The organism is Flavobacterium arundinis (assembly GCF_038289855.1).
GTDB lineage: Bacteria > Bacteroidota > Bacteroidia > Flavobacteriales > Flavobacteriaceae > Flavobacterium > Flavobacterium arundinis.
In genome coordinates this window covers 103,583-122,604 of record NZ_JBBYHR010000005.1, presented here as the reverse complement: position 1 = coordinate 122,604, position 19,022 = coordinate 103,583, and the positions used below count along the sequence as shown (strand labels likewise).

8 protein-coding genes and 1 tRNA gene are annotated in these 19,022 nt (G+C 40.5%); 3 read left to right on the top strand and 6 right to left on the bottom strand.

The genetic code is table 11. From position 1 onward, the window contains the following. Positions 1 to 73 precede the first annotated feature (73 nt). The gene (locus tag AAEO56_RS10740; RefSeq protein ID WP_341697054.1) at positions 74 to 925 is read left to right on the top strand and encodes a T9SS type A sorting domain-containing protein; all 852 of its coding nucleotides are present in this window, start codon (positions 74 to 76) and stop codon (positions 923 to 925) included. Positions 926 to 1,061: 136 nt separating this feature from the next. Here AAEO56_RS10740 and AAEO56_RS10735 read toward each other — a convergent pair. Next, positions 1,062 to 1,141, bottom strand: a tRNA-Leu gene (locus AAEO56_RS10735). 148 nt (positions 1,142 to 1,289) lie between these two features. Here AAEO56_RS10735 and AAEO56_RS10730 point away from each other — a divergent pair. Both AAEO56_RS10730 and AAEO56_RS10725 read left to right on the top strand, forming a co-directional pair. After that, a complete protein-coding gene (locus tag AAEO56_RS10730) occupies positions 1,290 to 2,231 on the top strand; it encodes a ribose-phosphate pyrophosphokinase (RefSeq protein ID WP_341697053.1) in 942 nt (313 codons plus the stop codon). 35 nt (positions 2,232 to 2,266) lie between these two features. Next, positions 2,267 to 2,875 carry a 50S ribosomal protein L25/general stress protein Ctc gene (locus tag AAEO56_RS10725; protein WP_341697052.1) on the top strand — a complete coding sequence of 203 codons (609 nt, stop codon included), beginning with the start codon at positions 2,267 to 2,269 and terminating at the stop codon, positions 2,873 to 2,875. A gap of 944 nt (positions 2,876 to 3,819) precedes the next feature. On the opposite strand, the gene AAEO56_RS10720 is transcribed toward AAEO56_RS10725, so the two are convergent. The 5 genes from AAEO56_RS10720 to AAEO56_RS10700 all read right to left on the bottom strand — a co-directional run bounded on the left by AAEO56_RS10720 (position 3,820) and on the right by AAEO56_RS10700 (position 19,002). Beyond that, positions 3,820 to 7,548 (bottom strand): T9SS sorting signal type C domain-containing protein, encoded by a 3,729-nt coding sequence (locus tag AAEO56_RS10720; protein ID WP_341697051.1) that lies wholly within the window; start codon positions 7,546 to 7,548, stop codon positions 3,820 to 3,822. Between the two features lie 1,713 nt (positions 7,549 to 9,261). Then, the gene (locus AAEO56_RS10715; protein WP_341697050.1) at positions 9,262 to 14,094 is read right to left on the bottom strand and encodes an Ig-like domain-containing protein; all 4,833 of its coding nucleotides are present in this window, start codon (positions 14,092 to 14,094) and stop codon (positions 9,262 to 9,264) included. 660 nt (positions 14,095 to 14,754) lie between these two features. Further along, complete coding sequence (locus AAEO56_RS10710; RefSeq protein WP_341697049.1) at positions 14,755 to 16,572, bottom strand: tetratricopeptide repeat protein; 1,818 nt, start codon at positions 16,570 to 16,572, stop codon at positions 14,755 to 14,757. A gap of 26 nt (positions 16,573 to 16,598) precedes the next feature. Continuing rightward, positions 16,599 to 18,443, bottom strand: a complete 1,845-nt coding sequence (locus AAEO56_RS10705; protein WP_341697048.1) for a tetratricopeptide repeat protein — start codon at positions 18,441 to 18,443, stop codon at positions 16,599 to 16,601. An 85-nt stretch (positions 18,444 to 18,528) separates the two neighbouring features. Then, a complete protein-coding gene (locus AAEO56_RS10700; protein ID WP_341697047.1) occupies positions 18,529 to 19,002 on the bottom strand; it encodes a regulatory protein RecX in 474 nt (157 codons plus the stop codon). Positions 19,003 to 19,022 lie beyond the last annotated feature (20 nt).

The window sequence follows — 19,022 nt, the reverse complement described above, 5'->3', positions numbered from 1 at the left end:
TTGACAATGCTGGCTTTTCTTAGAATATAGACAACGTAAGTACCTTTACACCGTAAAAATAAATTAAAAGAAAATGAAAAAACAATACTTTTTCGCAATTGGCCTTATAATGGCCGGACTAACCGCTTCTGCACAGAACCAGGTTATAAACGGAGGATTTGAAAACTGGACGGACGCCAACCCTGTAAACTTTACCGAACAGGGAACAAGCCCAATTTATAATGACAACCTTACAAAAGAGACTACAATAGTACATTCGGGAAGCAACTCAGCAAGGCAAACGTCGCAGGAGACAACACAATATGTTGAATACAGCAACCTGATACAGGTAACCCCGGGCCATTCCTATACCATTAGCTACTGGTACCTTGATAACAGCCCTACGGCAAGGACAAGGACATGGACTTCATGGCTTGACTCTGCTAACAGTTCAGGTGGCGCCCTGGCAGAACCACAGATAAATGGTAACGCTGCTAACCCACACACTGTACAAACGCTACAGGATGAGAACTACTCTACAGACAGCGCAAACTGGGTATTCAAGACAATGACCCAGACGGCACCCGCTACAGCTGCTAAAGCACGTGTACAAATAAGGACATACAGGCAGGCAGCAGGCCAAAGCGGCGGATTTATTTATTATGATGACATCTCGTTTGTAGATAATACCATAGCAGGTGTAAATGAAAATACTATCACTACAGTGAAAATGTTCCCGAACCCGCTAAACGGCGATGTACTTACCGTACTGACAGATAGCGATGCCCCTAAAGCAATAACGATATTTGATGTATTGGGCAAACAGGTAGTGAACACTACAACAAGCAACAATACTGTAAATGTAGCTAATCTTACATCAGGTGTGTATATGGTAAAAATTACACAGGATGGCAAAACTGCTACAAAGAAACTTGTAGTTCAGTAATATATCTCTCCTCTTATCAAAAAGCTGCCGGGTCCTCCGGTGGCTTTTTTTATGCAAATTATTCAGCGGTATAGCGCCAAAAATTTAGAACTCTGTGTAACCAATAAAAAAAGCCTCTCATTTCTGAGAGGCTTCGTACCTGGAGTGGGAATCGAACCCACACACCTAAGTACACGAGTTTGAGTCGTGCGCGTCTACCAATTCCGCCATCCAGGCTGGTCATTAACGGGTGCAAATGTAAAAATAAATATTTAATTTTAGGCAAAATAGATGTAAAAATACTTTCGGGGTCGGATTAAATTCCTAAATTTGCACCTCGTTTACACAACACAACACTAACTAACTACTAAACAACACATTAAAAATGCCGCATTCAGAACCGGAAGCAAAGATATTTGCATGTTCTAACAGCACTTACCTCGCCGAACAGATAGCTAAAAGCTATGGTGCAGAGCTTGGTAAGGTAACGTTCTCTAAATATAGCGACGGCGAATTCCAGCCATCATTCGAAGAATCGATCAGGGGAATAAGGGTTTTCCTTGTGTGTTCGACCTTTCCAAGCTCGGACAACCTGATGGAGCTTTTACTGATGATCGATGCTGCCAAGAGGGCTTCGGCAAGGCACATTACCGCAGTAATACCCTACTTCGGGTGGGCCAGGCAGGACAGGAAAGACAAGCCAAGGGTACCTATAGGCGCCAAACTTGTTGCCAAACTGCTCGAAACAGCAGGTGCAACAAGGATCATGACCATGGACCTGCACGCCGACCAGATACAGGGGTTTTTCGAGAAACCGGTAGACCACTTGTTTGCATCGACCATTTTCGTACCTTATATCAAGTCGCTCAACCTGGAGAACCTTACAATAGCTTCGCCGGATATGGGAGGATCGAAAAGGGCTTATGCCTACAGCAAATTCCTGGGCAGCGACGTAGTGATATGCTACAAGCAGCGTAAGGAGGCTAACAAAATTGAAACAATGGAGCTTATAGGCGATGTGACAGGAAAAAACATCGTACTTGTAGACGACATGATAGATACAGGGGGAACGCTTGCAAAAGCGGCCGACCTGATGATCGAAAAAGGCGCATTGAGCGTAAGGGCTATTTGTACGCATGCCATATTATCCGGCAATGCTTATGAAAAGATCGAGAACTCAAAACTGTCTGAGCTTATAGTGACCGACAGTATACCGCTAAAGCAGGAAACGGAGAAAATAAGGGTGGTATCCTGCGCAGGCTTGTTTGCCGAGGTAATGCACATGGTGCAGAACAACACCTCAATAAGCGGCAAGTTCTTACAATAGAATTTTTTATTTATTAACTATATTAATTATTTCAAATGAAATCAATTACGATTAAAGGATCTGAAAGAGAAAGCGTAGGCAAGGCGGCAACGCGTGCGGTACGTAATGCTGGAATGGTTCCTTGCGTGTTATACGGAGGAGATCAGCCAGTACATTTTACAGCAGAAGAGATTGCATTCAAAAACCTGGTTTACACTCCAAACGTACACACCGTGGTAATTGAGCTTGGCGGAAAAACCAGCAACGCTATCCTTCAGGACATACAGTTTCACCCTGTATCTGACAGAATTTTACACATCGACTTTTACCAGCTTCATGATGACAAAGAAATCACTATGGATGTACCGGTAAAAATTACAGGAACTTCTCCTGGTGTACTTGGTGGTGGTGTTCTTCGCCTTAACCAGCGCAAACTTAAAGTTAGGGCTTTGCCTGCAAACCTTCCTGACTTTGTTGAAGCTAACATCTCTGAACTTGAAATGGGTAACAAACTTTATGTTACTAAATTAGAGACTAACAACTTCAAACTGCTTAACCCTGAAAACACAGTGGTTGCACAGGTGAGGATTTCACGTGCTGCTATGAAAGCTGCTCAAGAGGCTGCAAAAGCTGCAAAAGCACCTGCAAAAGGAAAGAAAAAATAATTTTATTTTTCCATTATACAGAAAGCGCTCCGGAAACGGGGCGCTTTTTTTGTTTATATTTTAATGTGCTAGCTGATTATTAATCCATAAGCCAGCCCATTATAACTCCTTCGAATTTCTTTTGATATACTTATATATTGAATATAGAAAATAGATCATTACCAAAAGCAACACTACCTGTAGGATTTGCCAAAATAGTAATGTATAGTTCATAAAATGTAGTTTATGTATAAATTCATGATGTCTCTGAATAACAAATATACATTATTTTATAGTTCCCGGGCATTTGCACTAATTTCTTATGTTGCAATTAAACAATTTTTTCTGAGATTTCGCTCTCCGCAAGCTACGTTCGAAATGGAAGAACACCTTACGGTTTACATACTGTTCTATTCCAAACAAATACACAAATTTTAATAAGATACTCTTTCAAAAGTTAGCTCCTCCCCTACTTAAAACTCCGCATTAATTCGTGGCACTCTGCTCCGCAAAGTCTCTGACTTTGTGGAAGCGACAGCATGTCTCTGACATGCACAGGAAAGGTAAGAGACCTTTAAATACACCCACAAAGTCAGACTTGTGGAGCGTTAAATTATTACTCTGCAAACATAGGAGGAAGGAGAGCCAGGATGTACTTACACAGACATCTCAAAACAGACATGAAGTTTCCCAATTATCCCTGATAGCAGTGAAATCCCCGACACAGGAGAGCCAAAGCGGAAATCCCGCTCAAAAAGCGGGACAGGACAGGAAATACCATTATCGTAAATGCTGAGGCCTGTCGATACTTAAGATTACTGCTTATTTGAGATTTCTCTCTCCCCAATCTTCGTCGCTTTACCATCCTTGAATGCAACGACACTAAAAAGAAAACCCCTGCAGACTCACTCCGCAGGGGCTTTCAAACAAACCAACCAATTTATAAAATTACCAATTTTATGTTTTTAGTTTACAATTACTTTTTTGTTTACTACTTGTTGACTTTCAAGTGTTGCTTTCACGATCACTACCTGGTTTGAAGCCGTAAGGGCAGTAGTTGTAATTTCTTGTGCGTTTACGTTGTTGTTTACGTAGATCACCTTTCCAAGAAGGTCATACACAACAACTGATTTTATAGTTTCAGGAGCTGTTACCGTTACCTGTTTTGCATTTTGGAAGATGATCACATCTTTTGCAGCAGCAACCGGGTTGTCAGTACCTAGTGCTTCATTTGCATATACGATCTCAAAACGTGTGTCGAAAGTACCTGCTTCAGAAGTAAAACTGTAGTTGCCTTCTTTTAGGTTATGTACGGTAGCAGTCATATTATCTTTTACAAATATCGCCTGGTCGCCAAGGAATATTCCGTCCATGTGGTCAATTGACAATTCAAATGTTCCTGCTGTTTCTGTTTTGAAGCCCATTGGCACAACATCTTCGGCAGTGAATGAAGGGCGTCCCTGGATAGCAAGTGTTTTTTCGGCAGCGATAGAGTAAAGGTTTGTATTTCCGTCAACAAAAGACTCACCATCTATTCCGTTGTCGATATCAAGTGTAGCTTCGGCAGTGTAGCCTATTACAGCTTGTGTAAACACATCAGCGCCACTTGTTACGTTAAGCCATATCCTTGAAGCTTCTGCTTCGGTAGTTGCTTCTTCTGTCTGTGCTGTCCTGAAGAACTGGTCAGAGCTGTTTGCTTTACGCATCCTGTTTTTGAACACAAGGTTTGAAGCGCTTTTTGCCTTTACGATAAAGCCTTGTCCTGTGTTAAGTACTCCGTGCGGGTCTACTGCGTACTGGTTTTCTCCACCCGGTGCAGCATTGGCAGCGTAAGCGAATTTTGTAAGTACAGAGTAGCTTGATTTTGTAGCATCGTTTGTTTTCCTCCAGAACCAAAGCGTACCTTCGATATTGTTGATGTTAGCGTCGATGAATTCACTTACGTTGATCGGTGACGGGTAAGGGTTACCTACTGCATTGTAGCTGTGTGCTGCATCCTGGTATACCATTGGGAACGTGATAGTACCATTATTCGGTGTTCCTGTAAATACTCCCTTTACGACTGTCGGTACAGTAGCAGAATGATCGTTCGGTGTGCGTATAAGGTAACCTTTTGCTGTTGTAAATGTTGTTGCAGCAGGGTCGGCTATCGGGGCATACATGTTGCTTATCGGGTTGTAAGTATAAAAACGGTTAAGCAGTGTCATTGGAGAGAACTGGGTCAGTGTCTGTGTACCTGATACCGGAGATGACCACATTGTATAGTCAAGCCTTTTGATAAGTGAGCTGTTCCTCCTGATTGTTGCTGTACCTGTGTTTGATACATTACTGTTGATCTGTACCAGGTCGCTGTTGCTGCTCATTTCAAGCACACCGCCCGGCGCAATATTGATCTGGTTTACTACATACAGGTTTTTCGGTGCAGGCATTATCAATGATCCTGTAGCTGTTATCGTAAGCGAGCAAGCTTTGATATCTGTAGTCGGGGCGAATATACCGTTGATGATAACTGCTTTGCTGCTTGTAGGAAAGCCGTTTGACCAAGTACCGTCAGCATTATACGTCGTAGTGTCTGAACAGCTTGTGTTACCGAATTCGTCAGCACCGATATACGGGGCAGTCATGCTTCTTGAGTCACCATCGATGTCAGTTGCTACGTTAAGCGCCTGTCCTGCTGTAAGCGTCTGGTTGATCACGTCGAATGGAGCGATGTGAGAGTCTGTAGATGATACGAATACCGTGTTGATCGCTGTTGAAGCTGCATCTTTAGCAGTAGCTGTTTTCCACTGAGCAAGGGTTTTAATATTAGCCACCTGATAGAAGCTTCCTAATGATGCGATCTTATCTACTGAGTAGTAATTGTTGTTGTTAAGCGTTGCAAACGTTGCCTGGCCTGCTGTTGCTACATAGATAGCAAAACGTGCAGAGTTGTTTGGCTGTGTGTTTACAAATATGTTGTTCCTTACATCAAGGTTAAGTACGTTGTTTTCAATGAAAAGCGCTGAAGAGATACCTGCGTTATTGTATTGGTCTTTAGTAAGCCTTACCGTATTGTGGTACAGTTTATAGCCATTTCCTGAAAAGATACCGATACCGAAACCGTTTTGGTTCTCACCACCGTTACCCGGGCCGGTTACGTCAAGGATAAAGTTGTTTACTACAGTAATGTTAGTTGTTGCTGCTGTAGAAGAAAGATTGATACCTGCTATACCTTTACCGTTGGCAAGCGTCTTGTCTATTTGAGACAGGTTGTTGGCAGAGATCGTTCCGTTAGTACTGTTATCAGCGATGTGGATACCTGCAAAGCCAAGGTCGCCGCTGTTTGTATTCCTGTACACACCTGTAATTGTGTTTTTGTCGATAGTGAAGCCGTTAAGGTTCGATACATAAACTGCTGTGATAGTCCTTTCTTCGTTTGTTGCGCCGCCAAAAGTGCTTTTCTCAACTACTACATTCTGAAGTGCTGATGATGTTGCATTATTGTCAAGGATGTAAACACCTTCTTTCACGTTAAGGAAAGTCACATTGCTTACCGTAAGCTTTTTAATTTTCGCTGCAGCATTGCCTATATTAAGGCTGTTGTTGGCCGATGTATCAGCACCTACATACACACCTATAGTATACTGGCTTTCGCCGTTAGTGAAGCTCTGCTGAAGGAAAGCATTTTTGATCGTTACATTCTCAGGAGCGTTTGTGCCTGTTGGGCTTACAAGGTAGATAACCGAACGGTTAGTGTAGGTAAGCTGGCCATTGTTGTCTATAGTAAGGTTTTTAGAAGTACCGCCTGCGATGTTGCTTCCATCAATGATGATGTTGTCAGCGCCATTCATTTTGAATACTGCCTGTACCGGTACAGTACCGTTTGCATTGTAAGCATCTATCCTTGCGTTAACGCCTGTGTTCGGCCTGATAGTAAGTGTGTTCGTTGCGCTTGTGCCGGCAAACTGGTTAAAAGTAATAGGGAAGTTCTCTCCTAGTGTGTTGTTGTACTCCGCATCGTTAAGAAGGAATGTTACCGGGCCAGATACGCCTACACTGTTTACAGCTGCTGCTGCATCGCTGATCGTTTTAAAATCGTTGCTTAAGGCCTGTCCTATTGTATAGGTACCCGACAAAGGCTGTGGAGCGGTTACTGTACCAACGATGGTTGGGGGCACGTGACCACCGTTAGTATGAAGCAACCTCCATGTTGTTCCGCCCACTTTGTCATAAACATATATCCTTACATACAGGCGTTCACCTGCAAGTACAGGAATGTTTACTGATAGGTCTTTCTGTGTGCCTGTGTTATAAAACTGGGCCGGGTTAGTAACTCCTAAAGATACAGAACCTGTAAACGCTGCATTCTTTGCATAGCGTACTTCAAATTTCCTGTACTCTCCCTGGTACTTAAACCTTATTTTAGTTACCGTCATAGAAGCGCCTGTAGTAGGCCTTACGCTCATCTGGTAATATTTTGCATAATCTGCTGCTGCATTTGCATCGCCCCACCCTGAAGTTTCGAAACCATTCCAGTTGGTGTTTAGGTTAACGTTATTGCTTGCTGTAAAATCGTCAGCTGCAACATAGTTAGCAACTACTGTAGGGGCATTGGAAAGCTGGTTATTGAATACGCCATTCCATTTAACAAGATCGGTCTGGCTGAAGCCGAAAAATGGTAATAAAAGTAGAAGATAAATTGGTAATGTTTTCATTTTAGTAATTTGTGGATAAATCAATGGTAATGTTTGTTAACTTTCTGAAGCAAAGATATGCCCCGTTTTAAGAAATAATTAACCCGTAAAAACACTTCTTATCTATCCTGCCATAAAGAAATCACATAATTGGATTTTCCTATAATTAAATAGAAAAACTCTATCAAACTATTACGTTATAGTAGTCAAAAATTGACCATTTATCGGATATTTCTATCCCTTTGTCGGTGATTCTGCCTTTTTGACTGTTAAAAAAAATTTCAAATTATTTTTTTTCAGGAAGATTTTAGGGCATTTTTTAACCTTTTTTTGTGATTTAAAGTAATCCTTTTCTTACTCTAAAATTACGAAATCGTCAGGCAATGGCTAAATGACCATACTCACATTACATTATCATTAGGTTTTGACCCATTTAACCTATTTATATATGGTTCATGAACAATTACAAACATCGTGTCAAAACTCAACTTTTCAAATATATACTCTAACTTAGTAACTGTCTAAAAATTTATTTTACCACATAGAAACATAGCATTTGTAATTCTTTATTAATCCTAAGTGGAGATAGCTAACATAGTGAAGCGTAGCTTCAGGCTCTGTGTCACTCAATTCCACACTATATCCGTCATCTAAAAGGTATGTTTCTATGTGGTTAAAAATTAATCTTTGCAAAATTTAAACAGTTACTTAAATTATTGCATTATTTTGAGAGTATCCCTTAGAGAATAATATTAAAGGCCATTGACACATTTTTGATCTGTGTTGATATATAAGACAGCCTAAACAAGAAAAAGCGTTACAATGGTTCTGAAAATACTTTTAAAAAATCAGATTATAATCTGCCATGGAAAAAAGAAAATCCCCAACCGGGTGGCAGGGGATTTAATTGCATCCAACTAAAAAATTACTAAAACATTATGAACAGAATTCATAATTACCTTTATATTCAAAAAATAAATATTCAAGATTTCTTCTGTGCAAAGATATTCTTCTGTAAGAATATAACAATACTATGCCTTATTTTTACATTAATATAAAGCATTCAGCATTTTATTTAAATTTTAACTATCTCTTAACTTCTTTCTGATGAATTATTCGTAATGAAAAATCGATCTTCAGGGATTATATAAAATTACTTAAATGGGCGACGCTCAACAATTTGTATGAAAAAACTTTACAACCCAGCCAAACGCGGTTATTTAATTGCAAATAGGCCAAAGCGCAATTGATTTTAACTACAAAGACACTACATGAAAAATTAATACCCGGACACCGTAAACCTTTTACGTTTAACATTATAATTAAAAGATAACATCAGCTGATGTAAATATAGATCCGGTAATACAATTTCTTTAGGCGCTTTCTTTAGCCTATACTATCCTGTCTTCACGAATAGTGCACGGGGTATATAAAAGCTACCTGTCATCCAGGCCACCCATCTAAAGTATCTTGTATATCGCTGTTGCGTCCAGGGCAAAAAAAAAGCTCCGGTACTTTTCTGTACGGAGCTTGTATAATTTGAAGTCTGAATTGATATCACTGTTTTGATGCAGGAAACAGATTTTTTAGTAAGGCCCCCCGAAGTTGCAACTAAATGAGGGGCCTTGTATCCACTAAAAAAACTTACTAAAACATTATAATGTTTACTACGCATTATAATTTCTTTACAGCAGCCAGCACATTTTTATTTATAATGGCTGCGTTGGTGAATATTTAATTCATCATTATTTTTTTCGAAATCACCTGCTGATTGTCAAGCACCATCTTAACGACAACTACCTGTTGCGCAGTGTCAATGTTCGAGCTTACAAATTCTGAAGCGTTTACGTTACTATTGTTGTAAAGCACCCTGCCAAGAGTATCATATACCGTAACCGATTTGATATCCTGCGGCGATTTGATGCTGATCTGGCTTCCGCTGCGGAAAACGATAACTTCTTTTGCATCAAGTACAGGAACATCGGTTCCAAGCTCTTCGTCGGTTGCATATACTATTTTAAAACGGTCATCGAAAGTACCTATTTCAGTAGTAAAGCTATAGTTTCCATTCCTAAGGTTTTGCATTGTTCCGGTAAGGTTGTCTACAAGGTAGATAGCCTGGTCGCCCGCACCGAACAATCCGTCATAGTGGTCAAGCTCGAATGTGAATGTGCCGGCAACTGCAGCTGTAAAGCCAAGCTGTACACTATCTTCAATTGTAAATGTAGGGCGTGCCTGTATTGCAAGCTTCATCTGCTCGCTGCCTTCAGTGATTATGGATGACACATCTATATTAGCACCATCAAGCGCTACACCGTCAAAACCATTATCATAACCCAAAGTACCCTGTGGTGTGTAGGCTATAAGCGTTTGTGAGAAATCTGCATCCGCACCTTTAACGTTCAGCCAGAAACGGCTCATTTCATACTGTACCGGTACAGACGGATCTTCATTGTCATTTGCAGTACGGAAGAAATTCACATAGTTCGTGCTAAGGCGCATATTGTTCCTGAAAACAAGGTTTTGTGTATTTTTCGCTTTCACGATAAAGCCCTGAGCCGTATTAAGTATTCCTATACCAGGTGCTATTTCAAACGGGTCGGCAATAAGGTCGTTATCTGTGCTTGATCCTCCCGGTGCTGCGTTTGCAGTATATCCGGTTTTAGTCAAAGTAGAGTAGCTTGATTGTGTAGCATCATTTGTTTTCCTCCATAACCAAAGCGTACCTTCAATATTATCGATGTTGGCATCGATGAAGGCAGTAACGCTTATTGGCGACGGGTAAGGATTACCTACTGCATTGTAGCCTATAGTGCTGCTTTGGTAGGCCAGTGGGTAGTAAACATTTCCGTTATTAGGCGTACCTACAAATGATCCCTGGAATACTGTTGGTGTTGCAGCCGGGTGATTGTTCGGCATGCGGATTAGGTATCCTTTTGCTTTTGCAAATGTTACCGCAGACGGGTCTGGCAGCGGCGCATACATATTGCTCAGGTGGTTGTACACGTAGAAACGGTTTAAAAGTGTCTGTGGAGAATAATCAAGCAGTGACTGCGTTCCTGTTACCGGAGATGCCCACATTACATAATCAAGCCTCCTTAGCTTAGAGCTGTTCCTTTTTATAGTTACAGTACCTGTGTTTTGAGTATTTTCAGTCTGCATAAGGTTGCTGCTGCTTTCAAAAGTAAGGGCAGAGCCGCTTTCTACATTTACATTGTGTGTTACAAATGCGTTGGACTGGCTTATGAAGTTAACCGATGCACCATTCTGTACAAATATTGAACATGCATACAGATTCTCGCTTGTGAAGGTTTTACTGCCTGTAAATATTACGTCTTTATTAGCCGCAGGAAACCCGTTGCTCCATGAAGTACCGTTCCATGTTGTAGAGCTGTCGCAGTAAATTCCGCCGTTAGAACCCGGTGCAGGCATTGTGATAGCGCCAAATTCATCAGCACCCATATCCGGAGTTGTAAGGTTCCTAAGCTGGCCGTCAATATCCTTAGTGATCTCAGCAACCGGCGTACCTTTGTCGTTAAGCGCAGTATTAGCTGAACTAAGGTGAAGGTCTGTTGCAGACACGAATGAAGGGTTAACGCTCAAAGAGTGTGTATCTTTATTGTTTGCATTAGCGCTGTTGTTGGTTGCAGCAAGGGCGCCTTGCCATCCACCGAACGTAAATACAAAGTCAGGGTTATTTGGCCATGTAATATTAAGGTCCTGCGTGTTCGCTATGTAACCTATCCTGTCTGTAGAATAGTAGTTATTGTAATCCAGTTTTGTAAAGATCGCATTAAGGTTGTCCACATCATTATTTACCATGATAGCACACCTTCTTGTATCGGTATTAGATTGCGTATTTACAAAGATATTGTTCCTTACATCAAGGTTAGAAGCATTGCTGTTTACATAAAGTGCAGCACTGTATCCGCCAATTAGCTGGCTTTTAGAAAGCACCACTGTATTGCTTAGTATCCTGTAGCCACCACCATTATCTACTATTATACCATAACCGTTACTGTATCCGCCGCCGTTACCTTTTGCAACCGGATCAAGGATAAAGTTATTCGCAATAAGTATGTTTGAGTTGTTACTTGTAGAGGCAAGTACGATACCTGCAAAAGTGTTCGCATCTGCAGTTAACCTCTGAAGGTCGCTCATGTTATTTTTTGTAATCGAACCATTGGTGCTGTTACCTTTAATATTGATACCGCCAGCCAAGAGGTCACCATCTGTCGTAGTCCTGTATAGCCTGTAGATAAGGTTTTCTGATACAGAGAAGTTAGATACATTGTTAAGCGTTACCGGAAGGATAATCGATTCCGTATTATTTTCAGCACCAAGGTCATTTTGGAAAACATTCACACCGGTAGTAACAGTAGTGCCTCCATTTACATATACACCTTGTTTCACGTTCATAAAATCGTTGTCCCACAGGTACATGTTGCTGTTGTTCGCTCCTGCCTCCTGAGTAACTTTCACGTTACGGTTGTTTACGCTATCCGGGTTTTCAATGGTATTGCTTCCGGAGAATACACCTATCGTATATTTACCATCCTGGTTCCTGTATCCCTGCCTGATGTTGGTGTGCTTGATCGTAATATTGTTAGCACCGTTGCTTCCGTTTGAAGCTACCCAAAATACAGTACGGTCAACGTAGTTAATTGTATTGTTATTGAACACTGTAAGGTTCCTTGTCGATCCGTTAACAGCGTTGCTTCCGTCAAAGATGATGTTGTCAGCTCCGTTAAACTGGAATACAGTAGTAGCCTGGTAAATTGAGCCATTTAGGTAGAAATCATTAACCTTGATAGTAACGTTTTTAGCAGGCGCCGGCTTGAAGGTAACTGTATTGGTAGTGCTTGTACCTGCAAATTGATTGATTGTTAGCGGGAAGCTTTCACCTGTTGATTCGTTATAGTTATTATCTTTCAAAAGGAAAGTTACAGGACATGAAACACCGTTTGCATTAAGGTGTGCTATCGCAGCGGTAAGGGTAGTAAACTGAGGGTATTCATATTGTGTAGTTGCGCTGATCACATAGGTACCGCAAAGTGGCCCTGTAGTTGTTGGCTGCAATACCGACATGTTTACTGTTGCAGTTGATGTAGCGTTATAAGCGTCGGTTATTCTATAGGTAAAAGAGTCAGTACCTGTATAATTGTTTGTTGGAGTAAACGTAATGGTGTTTGCAGGCGTATTTACAACCGCAGTACCATGTGCAGGGTTAGCTATAATAGCCACAGTAGTTATAGCACTGTTACCGGCAGTATCATTGGTAAGGGGGCTGAAGGTAACAGCAGCATTCTTTGATGTAGATACTGTGTCAGTATTAGCTGTTGGGCCAACGATGTTTACCACAGTAACCGTAACAGTTGCCACGTTAGATGTTTTATTATTACTGTTAGTCACAGTATAGCTTATTGTAGCTGTACCTGTAAAGGTAGTTGTAGGCGTATAGATAATGCTGCTGCCAGATATAGTAGCTGTTCCGCTTGCAGGCTGCCCTGTTATGGCGATAGTACCTATTGTTCCGCTTCCTGCAACGTCATTTGCAAGTACCGGTATAGTTACCGGTATATTCTTCCCTGTAGTAGCTGTATCAGCATTTGCTGTCGGGCTCGGATAAGCGCTTACTGTTATTGTATAGGTAGCTGTAGAGATAGATCCGTCTGCACCTGTAATTTTATAAGTAATAACTTTATTTCCTGTCGAAGCTGTAGGCGTGAAAGTAATGTTTGTACCATTTACTGTAGCTACACCCTGAGCAGCAGGAAGTAATGGGGCCACAATTTGTACAGGAGAGGTAATTGTTGTTCCTGTGGCAATATCATTTGCAGTTACATTTTTTGTAACCGCAGTATTTTCAAATGCAGTATCAGTATCGGCAACGGCAGTAACACCTGTGGCATCGCTAACTACACCATATATTGCAGGCCCGTTACTGTTAGGGTTTGCCACTTCATTCTGCTCGTTCGCATGCCTAAGGAACCATTTGTTATCATTAAGATTGGCCATATACGGATAAACCCTTATATATAATGTCTCGCCAGGAGTTACGATCACGTCTGACCCAAATGGCAGGACAACATTTTTTTCACTACCTAACTGTGCATTTATAACAGTACTAAGTGCAGTGCCGTTGGTAGAAAAACTTGTATTTGATGGCGTACCCGAAGATGATTTTTGATAAACTACTTTAAAGGCAGTACATTGTCCGAAATAGGTAAAGGTAAAATGCTTAGCCTCTATTTTCTTTCCGGCACCTGCTGTTACCGTGGCCTGAAAGTACTTTCCATAATCTATACCATCAGTAGACCAGTTTTGGCCTCCAAATCCTGAATACGGTTCGAAGTTATAATTGATAGCACCTCCACTTGTGAAATTAGATGCGCTAAAAACGGAAGGGGTGGTTGTTGTTCCTGTAGAGTTATAATAATACATCGGAACGGTAGTCGGGTTGCCCCAGTTCATTCTCGTCCCTTCCCAACGAACAAGAAGTTGTGAAGAACTCTGCGAAAAACTAAGGTACGGCAATAGCAATACAAAAAAGAGTAACTTTTTCATTTTAGTAATGTTTTTAATTTTAGGTAGTTATGGGGGGCATAACTATTTTCGGTTGCGGGGGCAAATGTAAATCAAATTTTTGTAATACAAAAAATAATTTTATGTTAAATTTTAAGAAAATTTTAAGAAATGCTTTTTTGATCAATTTTTGGACATAACCCTATGTAATTCAGAACTTTATTTTAAAATTACACAGTTGCAGAGGTTAAAACAACAGCTGATTGTTAACATTTTCTTAACACTTCATTTGGGTGTCCAAATGTAATCCGTCGGGTGTATCTAAAAACAGGATATGTTTTTTTCTATATTTATTTTTTAATTAATGGAATCTGGGGACAGAATTCCAAAAACCTATTCAATTAAGAATATTCACAATGTTCATTATTTATAGTACAGAATTTTTACAGACACTGTTATACTGCTCCTGGTTAAGCGCAATTGGCAGAAATCCTGTGGCAAATTAAAGGCATATTTTTTAAACATTAACAAAATCTTAATAGACAAAGCATAGACAAAACAAGAAATCTTCCTTATTTTTTATCTAAAAACCAGCTATTTACGGATGAAGTGCATTTTTTAGAGACGAAATGCATAGACAAACGCGCCGTGAGCGGTAAAATATATGAGATATCCAGTAGGGGAAAAATAGTGCCCGGATCATTACATCTCCAGCAGTAATTTTTCAAAATCCTCATCAGTGTGGATCTCCATTTTTTTCTTGATCCGGTATTTTTTCGTGATGGCGCTCTCATGCGAGATCTGTAGCAATTGTGCAATCTCTTTATTGCTCAGGTTAAGCTTTAGCAGCGAGCAAAACTCAATATCATTTTTTGTGAGGTTAGAATACCTGTTTGCCAGTGAAGTTCCAAAATCAGGATGCAGCATATTAAAACGTGTTTCAAACTGCCGCCAGTAATCTTTTTGCTTTATCAGCCCTTCAAGCTCTTTCTTTACGTCCGACACTTTATTTATGCTATCGGTACCGCAACGCTCTATAATCTGGAGAATATTATCCTGATAATTAGCCATTTTTAATGCTGATGAAGCAAGCTCTCTTTCTTTTTCGGCAATGATGTCTTTTTGTGCCTGGGTAAGCTCCTTCTCATACTCATGCTGTTTTTGCAAAATGTTCTTTTCCGTAGCGGCAAATCTCAACGCTTCCTTGCGCAGACGCTCCCTGAGCCAGTAACTGCGCAACAGCAGTAAAACGAGCAAAATGATTGCCAGGCTTATAGTGATATACACAACCATACGCGTCTTTTCTGCTTCATGGGCTTTTTGCAGGCCACCGTTCTTTGCTTTTAATGCCATACTTTTTTCCCGTTGCAATTCTGCCTGGTACTTTGCCTGCATTTCTTTTGTATAGGTTTCCGTACCTGACCTTGCAAGTGAATCTTTGATTTTTAATGCTCTTACGAGGCCGGCCAACGCTTCTTTTTCGTTATCCGTCTTGCTATAGGTTTCCGCCATAGCCACATCAAAACGCATCTTGTCCGCCTTATTGGCGTTATTGAATATAGCTGTATGTTTAGTCTTTTCAATAACCTTGAGCGCTTTATCGTAATCCTCATTTTTATTAAGCAATTCAATATACTCTGCGCCAATGATCACCACATTTATTGAATTCGACTCTGACAGGATGCCAAAAGCAGCCTCATAGTTTTTATAAGCATCTTTTGTATTGTGCTCATCTTTAGCGATCCTGCCCAGCTTAGAATATGCTATAGCGAGGTGTTCAGGGTTCTTAAGTTTCCTTAATTCGCCGATAGCTTCCTTCAAAGCTTCTTTTGCTTTCTTATTCTGGTTTAAGTGGATGAGGACTTCGGCATAATTAATAAGTGTGAGTGTATAATTTACATTGTCGTTTTGCTTCCTGAATATCCTGAGGCAATCCTCATATAATTCTTTGGCAAAAGAAAAATTTGACATTTTCATGTAGGTATTCGCCAGCTTTTGTGTCAATGTAGCCAAAAGCGGCGAATCTTCCTTTTTCATTATTTCAATTCCCTTAAGAGCATATTCAACGGCCTTGTCGTATTCCAGCATGTACTGGTAATTTGACGACATATTGCTGTACACAGTCGCTTCTTTATCTTTTAAACCAAGCGTTTTATTTATCTCAAGCGCCTCTTCAAGGCATTTGAATGATTCGGCATACTCTCCCCTGTTCCGGTAGCCTATTGACATATTCATTAACGGCATGGTTTTGATCCAAAGATGGTTTTTAAGCAGCGCTGCCGACTTTTTATAGGATGCCATTGAAGAATCAAGTTCGCCGATGTGGCTGTAATAAATGCCATAAATATTATATACAAGGCCGCGTATGGTATCGTGCAGGTTCTTTTTTGCCAAAACCTCATCAATAATAACCCTTGTACTGTCGGGCGAAGAGTAAATGTGTTTTTTAACTTTTGCCTCAAATGCTTTATAATCAAAAGTTTCCTGCCCGTTAACAAATAACGGGGCAAATATGAACAATAACCAAAGCAGGTGTTTATACATCCTTATATTTCCATCAGCATTTTCTCAAAATCGGCATCATCGTGGATCTCCATTTTCTTTTTGATCCTGTACTTTTTAGTTATGGCACTTTCATGCGAAATCTGAAGCAGTGAAGCGATCTCTTTATTAGACAGGTTCAGCTTCAGCAACGAGCAGAATTCGATATCATTTTTTGTAAGCCTGGAAAAACGGCTGGTAAGTGTAGTGCTAAATTCCGGGTGAAGGCTGTTAAACCTTGTTTCAAACTGTTTCCAGTAATCCTTTTGCTTGATGAGGCTTTGCAGTTCTTTTTTCACATCGCCCACCTTGGTGTAGATGTTAGAATCGCATTTGTCTATGATCTGGTTAATGCTATCCTGGTAATTTGCCATACGCAATGCGGTAGAAGTAAGCTCACGCTGTTTCTCTTCAATTATTTCTTTTTGCGCATTGGTAAGCTCCTGCTCATATTGATGCTGTTGCTTTATAAGGCTTTTTTCAGATTCTACCGATTTAAGTTCCTCTTTCTGCAGCCTTGCCTTAAGCCAGTATCCCCTTAGCAGCAACAGGATGAGTACAATGATTGCAATGCTCACCAGCACATACAGCAGCATTATGTTCTGCTCCGATTTCATTGTAGTTTGCAGCGCCATATTATTTGCTTCGAGAGCAAGGTTTTTTTCGCGTTGCAGTTCCGTTTGGAATTTCGCCTGGATTTCCTCTACAGCTCCCTCCTTTTCAGTCATTGCAATAGAGTCCATAATAGCAATAGTATGCTGGTATGCGCTTATGGCTTCCGCATCATTATTAGTAGCTTTGTAGGTTTCCGCAACAGCGTTTTTATAAACCTTTTTATCCTGTATGTTGGCGCTGTTGTATAACTTAAGCTTATCTATTCTGGCAATGATACTTAGCGACACCTGGTATTTTCCGCTTTTGTTGAGCAGGGTAATATATTCACCGCCAATCCTTATTAACCTCCCTGAACCCGATGCGGCAAGGAGGTCAACAGCTTTTTCGTAGGACGCCAAAGCTTTGGCGCGGTTTCCTAATATATTGTCCAGATTTCCTATTTTGGAATAGCAGATGCCTATCATCTCTTTATCTCCGAATTTTTCAAGCCCAATCGCAGCTTCCGACAAGGACTTTCTTGCCCCTTCCAAATCCTTAACATGAATAAGGGCTTCGCCCAGGTTCACCTGAGTGAGGTAGTAATTTTTGTCCATACCTGCCTGCCTGAATTCACGAAGGCATTCCCGGTAGAGGTCTATAGCAAATTTAAAGTTCTCTTTTGCAACGTAGGTATTCGCCAGTTTCTGCTTTATTGCCACCAGTTGCCTGGTGTTCTTTTCGGCCTTTAATATCCTGATTGCTTTGAGCAACAGGTCGATGGACTTGTCATAATCCAGCATGTAGTTGTAGATGGATGCCAGTTCCCCATAGGCCATAGCGACGCCAACATTATTCTTTAGTTTGGAATGTATTGCAAGCGCTTCTTCCACATATTTGACCGCTGATTTATAATCAGCCTTATTACGGTAGCCTATAGACAGATTGGTAAGGCTCCTTGCCCTGTTCTTTGGATAATCACCCAGATAACCTAATGATTTTTTAGTATAGTATATGGTAGAATCGGGCTTACCTATCATGCCATAGTACATTCCGTATAAATTGTAGGTATTGCCGTAAATAGTATCGTGAATATTCCCTTTTTGCGCAAGAGTTCTCTTAATGAGTATTAACGCACTGTCAGGTTTTGAATAAATAAGCCTCCTGGCTTCATTTTCTGCCTTTTTAAAATCATATGACTGGCCATGACTTAATACGTTGACTGTCAGGAACAATAAAAGGAGTATCTTTTTCAACATAAATCCATTTTTTAGTTTGGGGGGACTAAATACTTGGCACACTAAATTAACAAATATTTATGAAATTAGAATATTTAAAATTTAATTATTTTTCCGGCAACGAATAAACGGCGTCCAACACAATATTACTCTCATAGCCTTTTCGCAACAGGAAGTCCATTATCTTTTTTTTCTTCTTCCGGATATTGCTTTCAGGGTTTCCTTCCCACTCTTTCGCAACCAGTTTTTGAAAGGTTTCAAAGTATTCCTCCTCCGGAATTTCCTTCAATGCTTTATTTATATTATAATTAGATATATTCCTGGCCTTAAGCTCATTGGTAATCCTTTTCTTTCCCCATTGCTTTATCCTGAACTTGCCACGCGCAAAGCTGCAGGCAAAACGTTCTTCGTTAAGGAAATTATTCTCTATAAGATATACTATTATTATATCAATAGCCTGCGGTATCATATTGAGCTCTTTTAATTTTTGAAAAACCTCATCATGGCACCGCTCCTGGTAAGCACAATAATACTCCAGTTTCTTTTTTGCCTCCTCTACCGTATACGATTTATACATCATGCCACCTGCTTTAGCAACTG

Coding starts and splice junctions, on each gene's coding strand:
- AAEO56_RS10740 (WP_341697054.1), top strand. CDS start 74: ATGAAAAAACAATACTTTTTCGCAATTGGCCTTATAATGGCCGGACTA.
- AAEO56_RS10730 (WP_341697053.1), top strand. CDS start 1,290: ATGCCGCATTCAGAACCGGAAGCAAAGATATTTGCATGTTCTAACAGC.
- AAEO56_RS10725 (WP_341697052.1), top strand. CDS start 2,267: ATGAAATCAATTACGATTAAAGGATCTGAAAGAGAAAGCGTAGGCAAG.
- AAEO56_RS10720 (WP_341697051.1), bottom strand. CDS start 7,548: ATGAAAACATTACCAATTTATCTTCTACTTTTATTACCATTTTTCGGC.
- AAEO56_RS10715 (WP_341697050.1), bottom strand. CDS start 14,094: ATGAAAAAGTTACTCTTTTTTGTATTGCTATTGCCGTACCTTAGTTTT.
- AAEO56_RS10705 (WP_341697048.1), bottom strand. CDS start 18,443: ATGTTGAAAAAGATACTCCTTTTATTGTTCCTGACAGTCAACGTATTA.
- AAEO56_RS10700 (WP_341697047.1), bottom strand. CDS start 19,002: ATGATGTATAAATCGTATACGGTAGAGGAGGCAAAAAAGAAACTGGAG.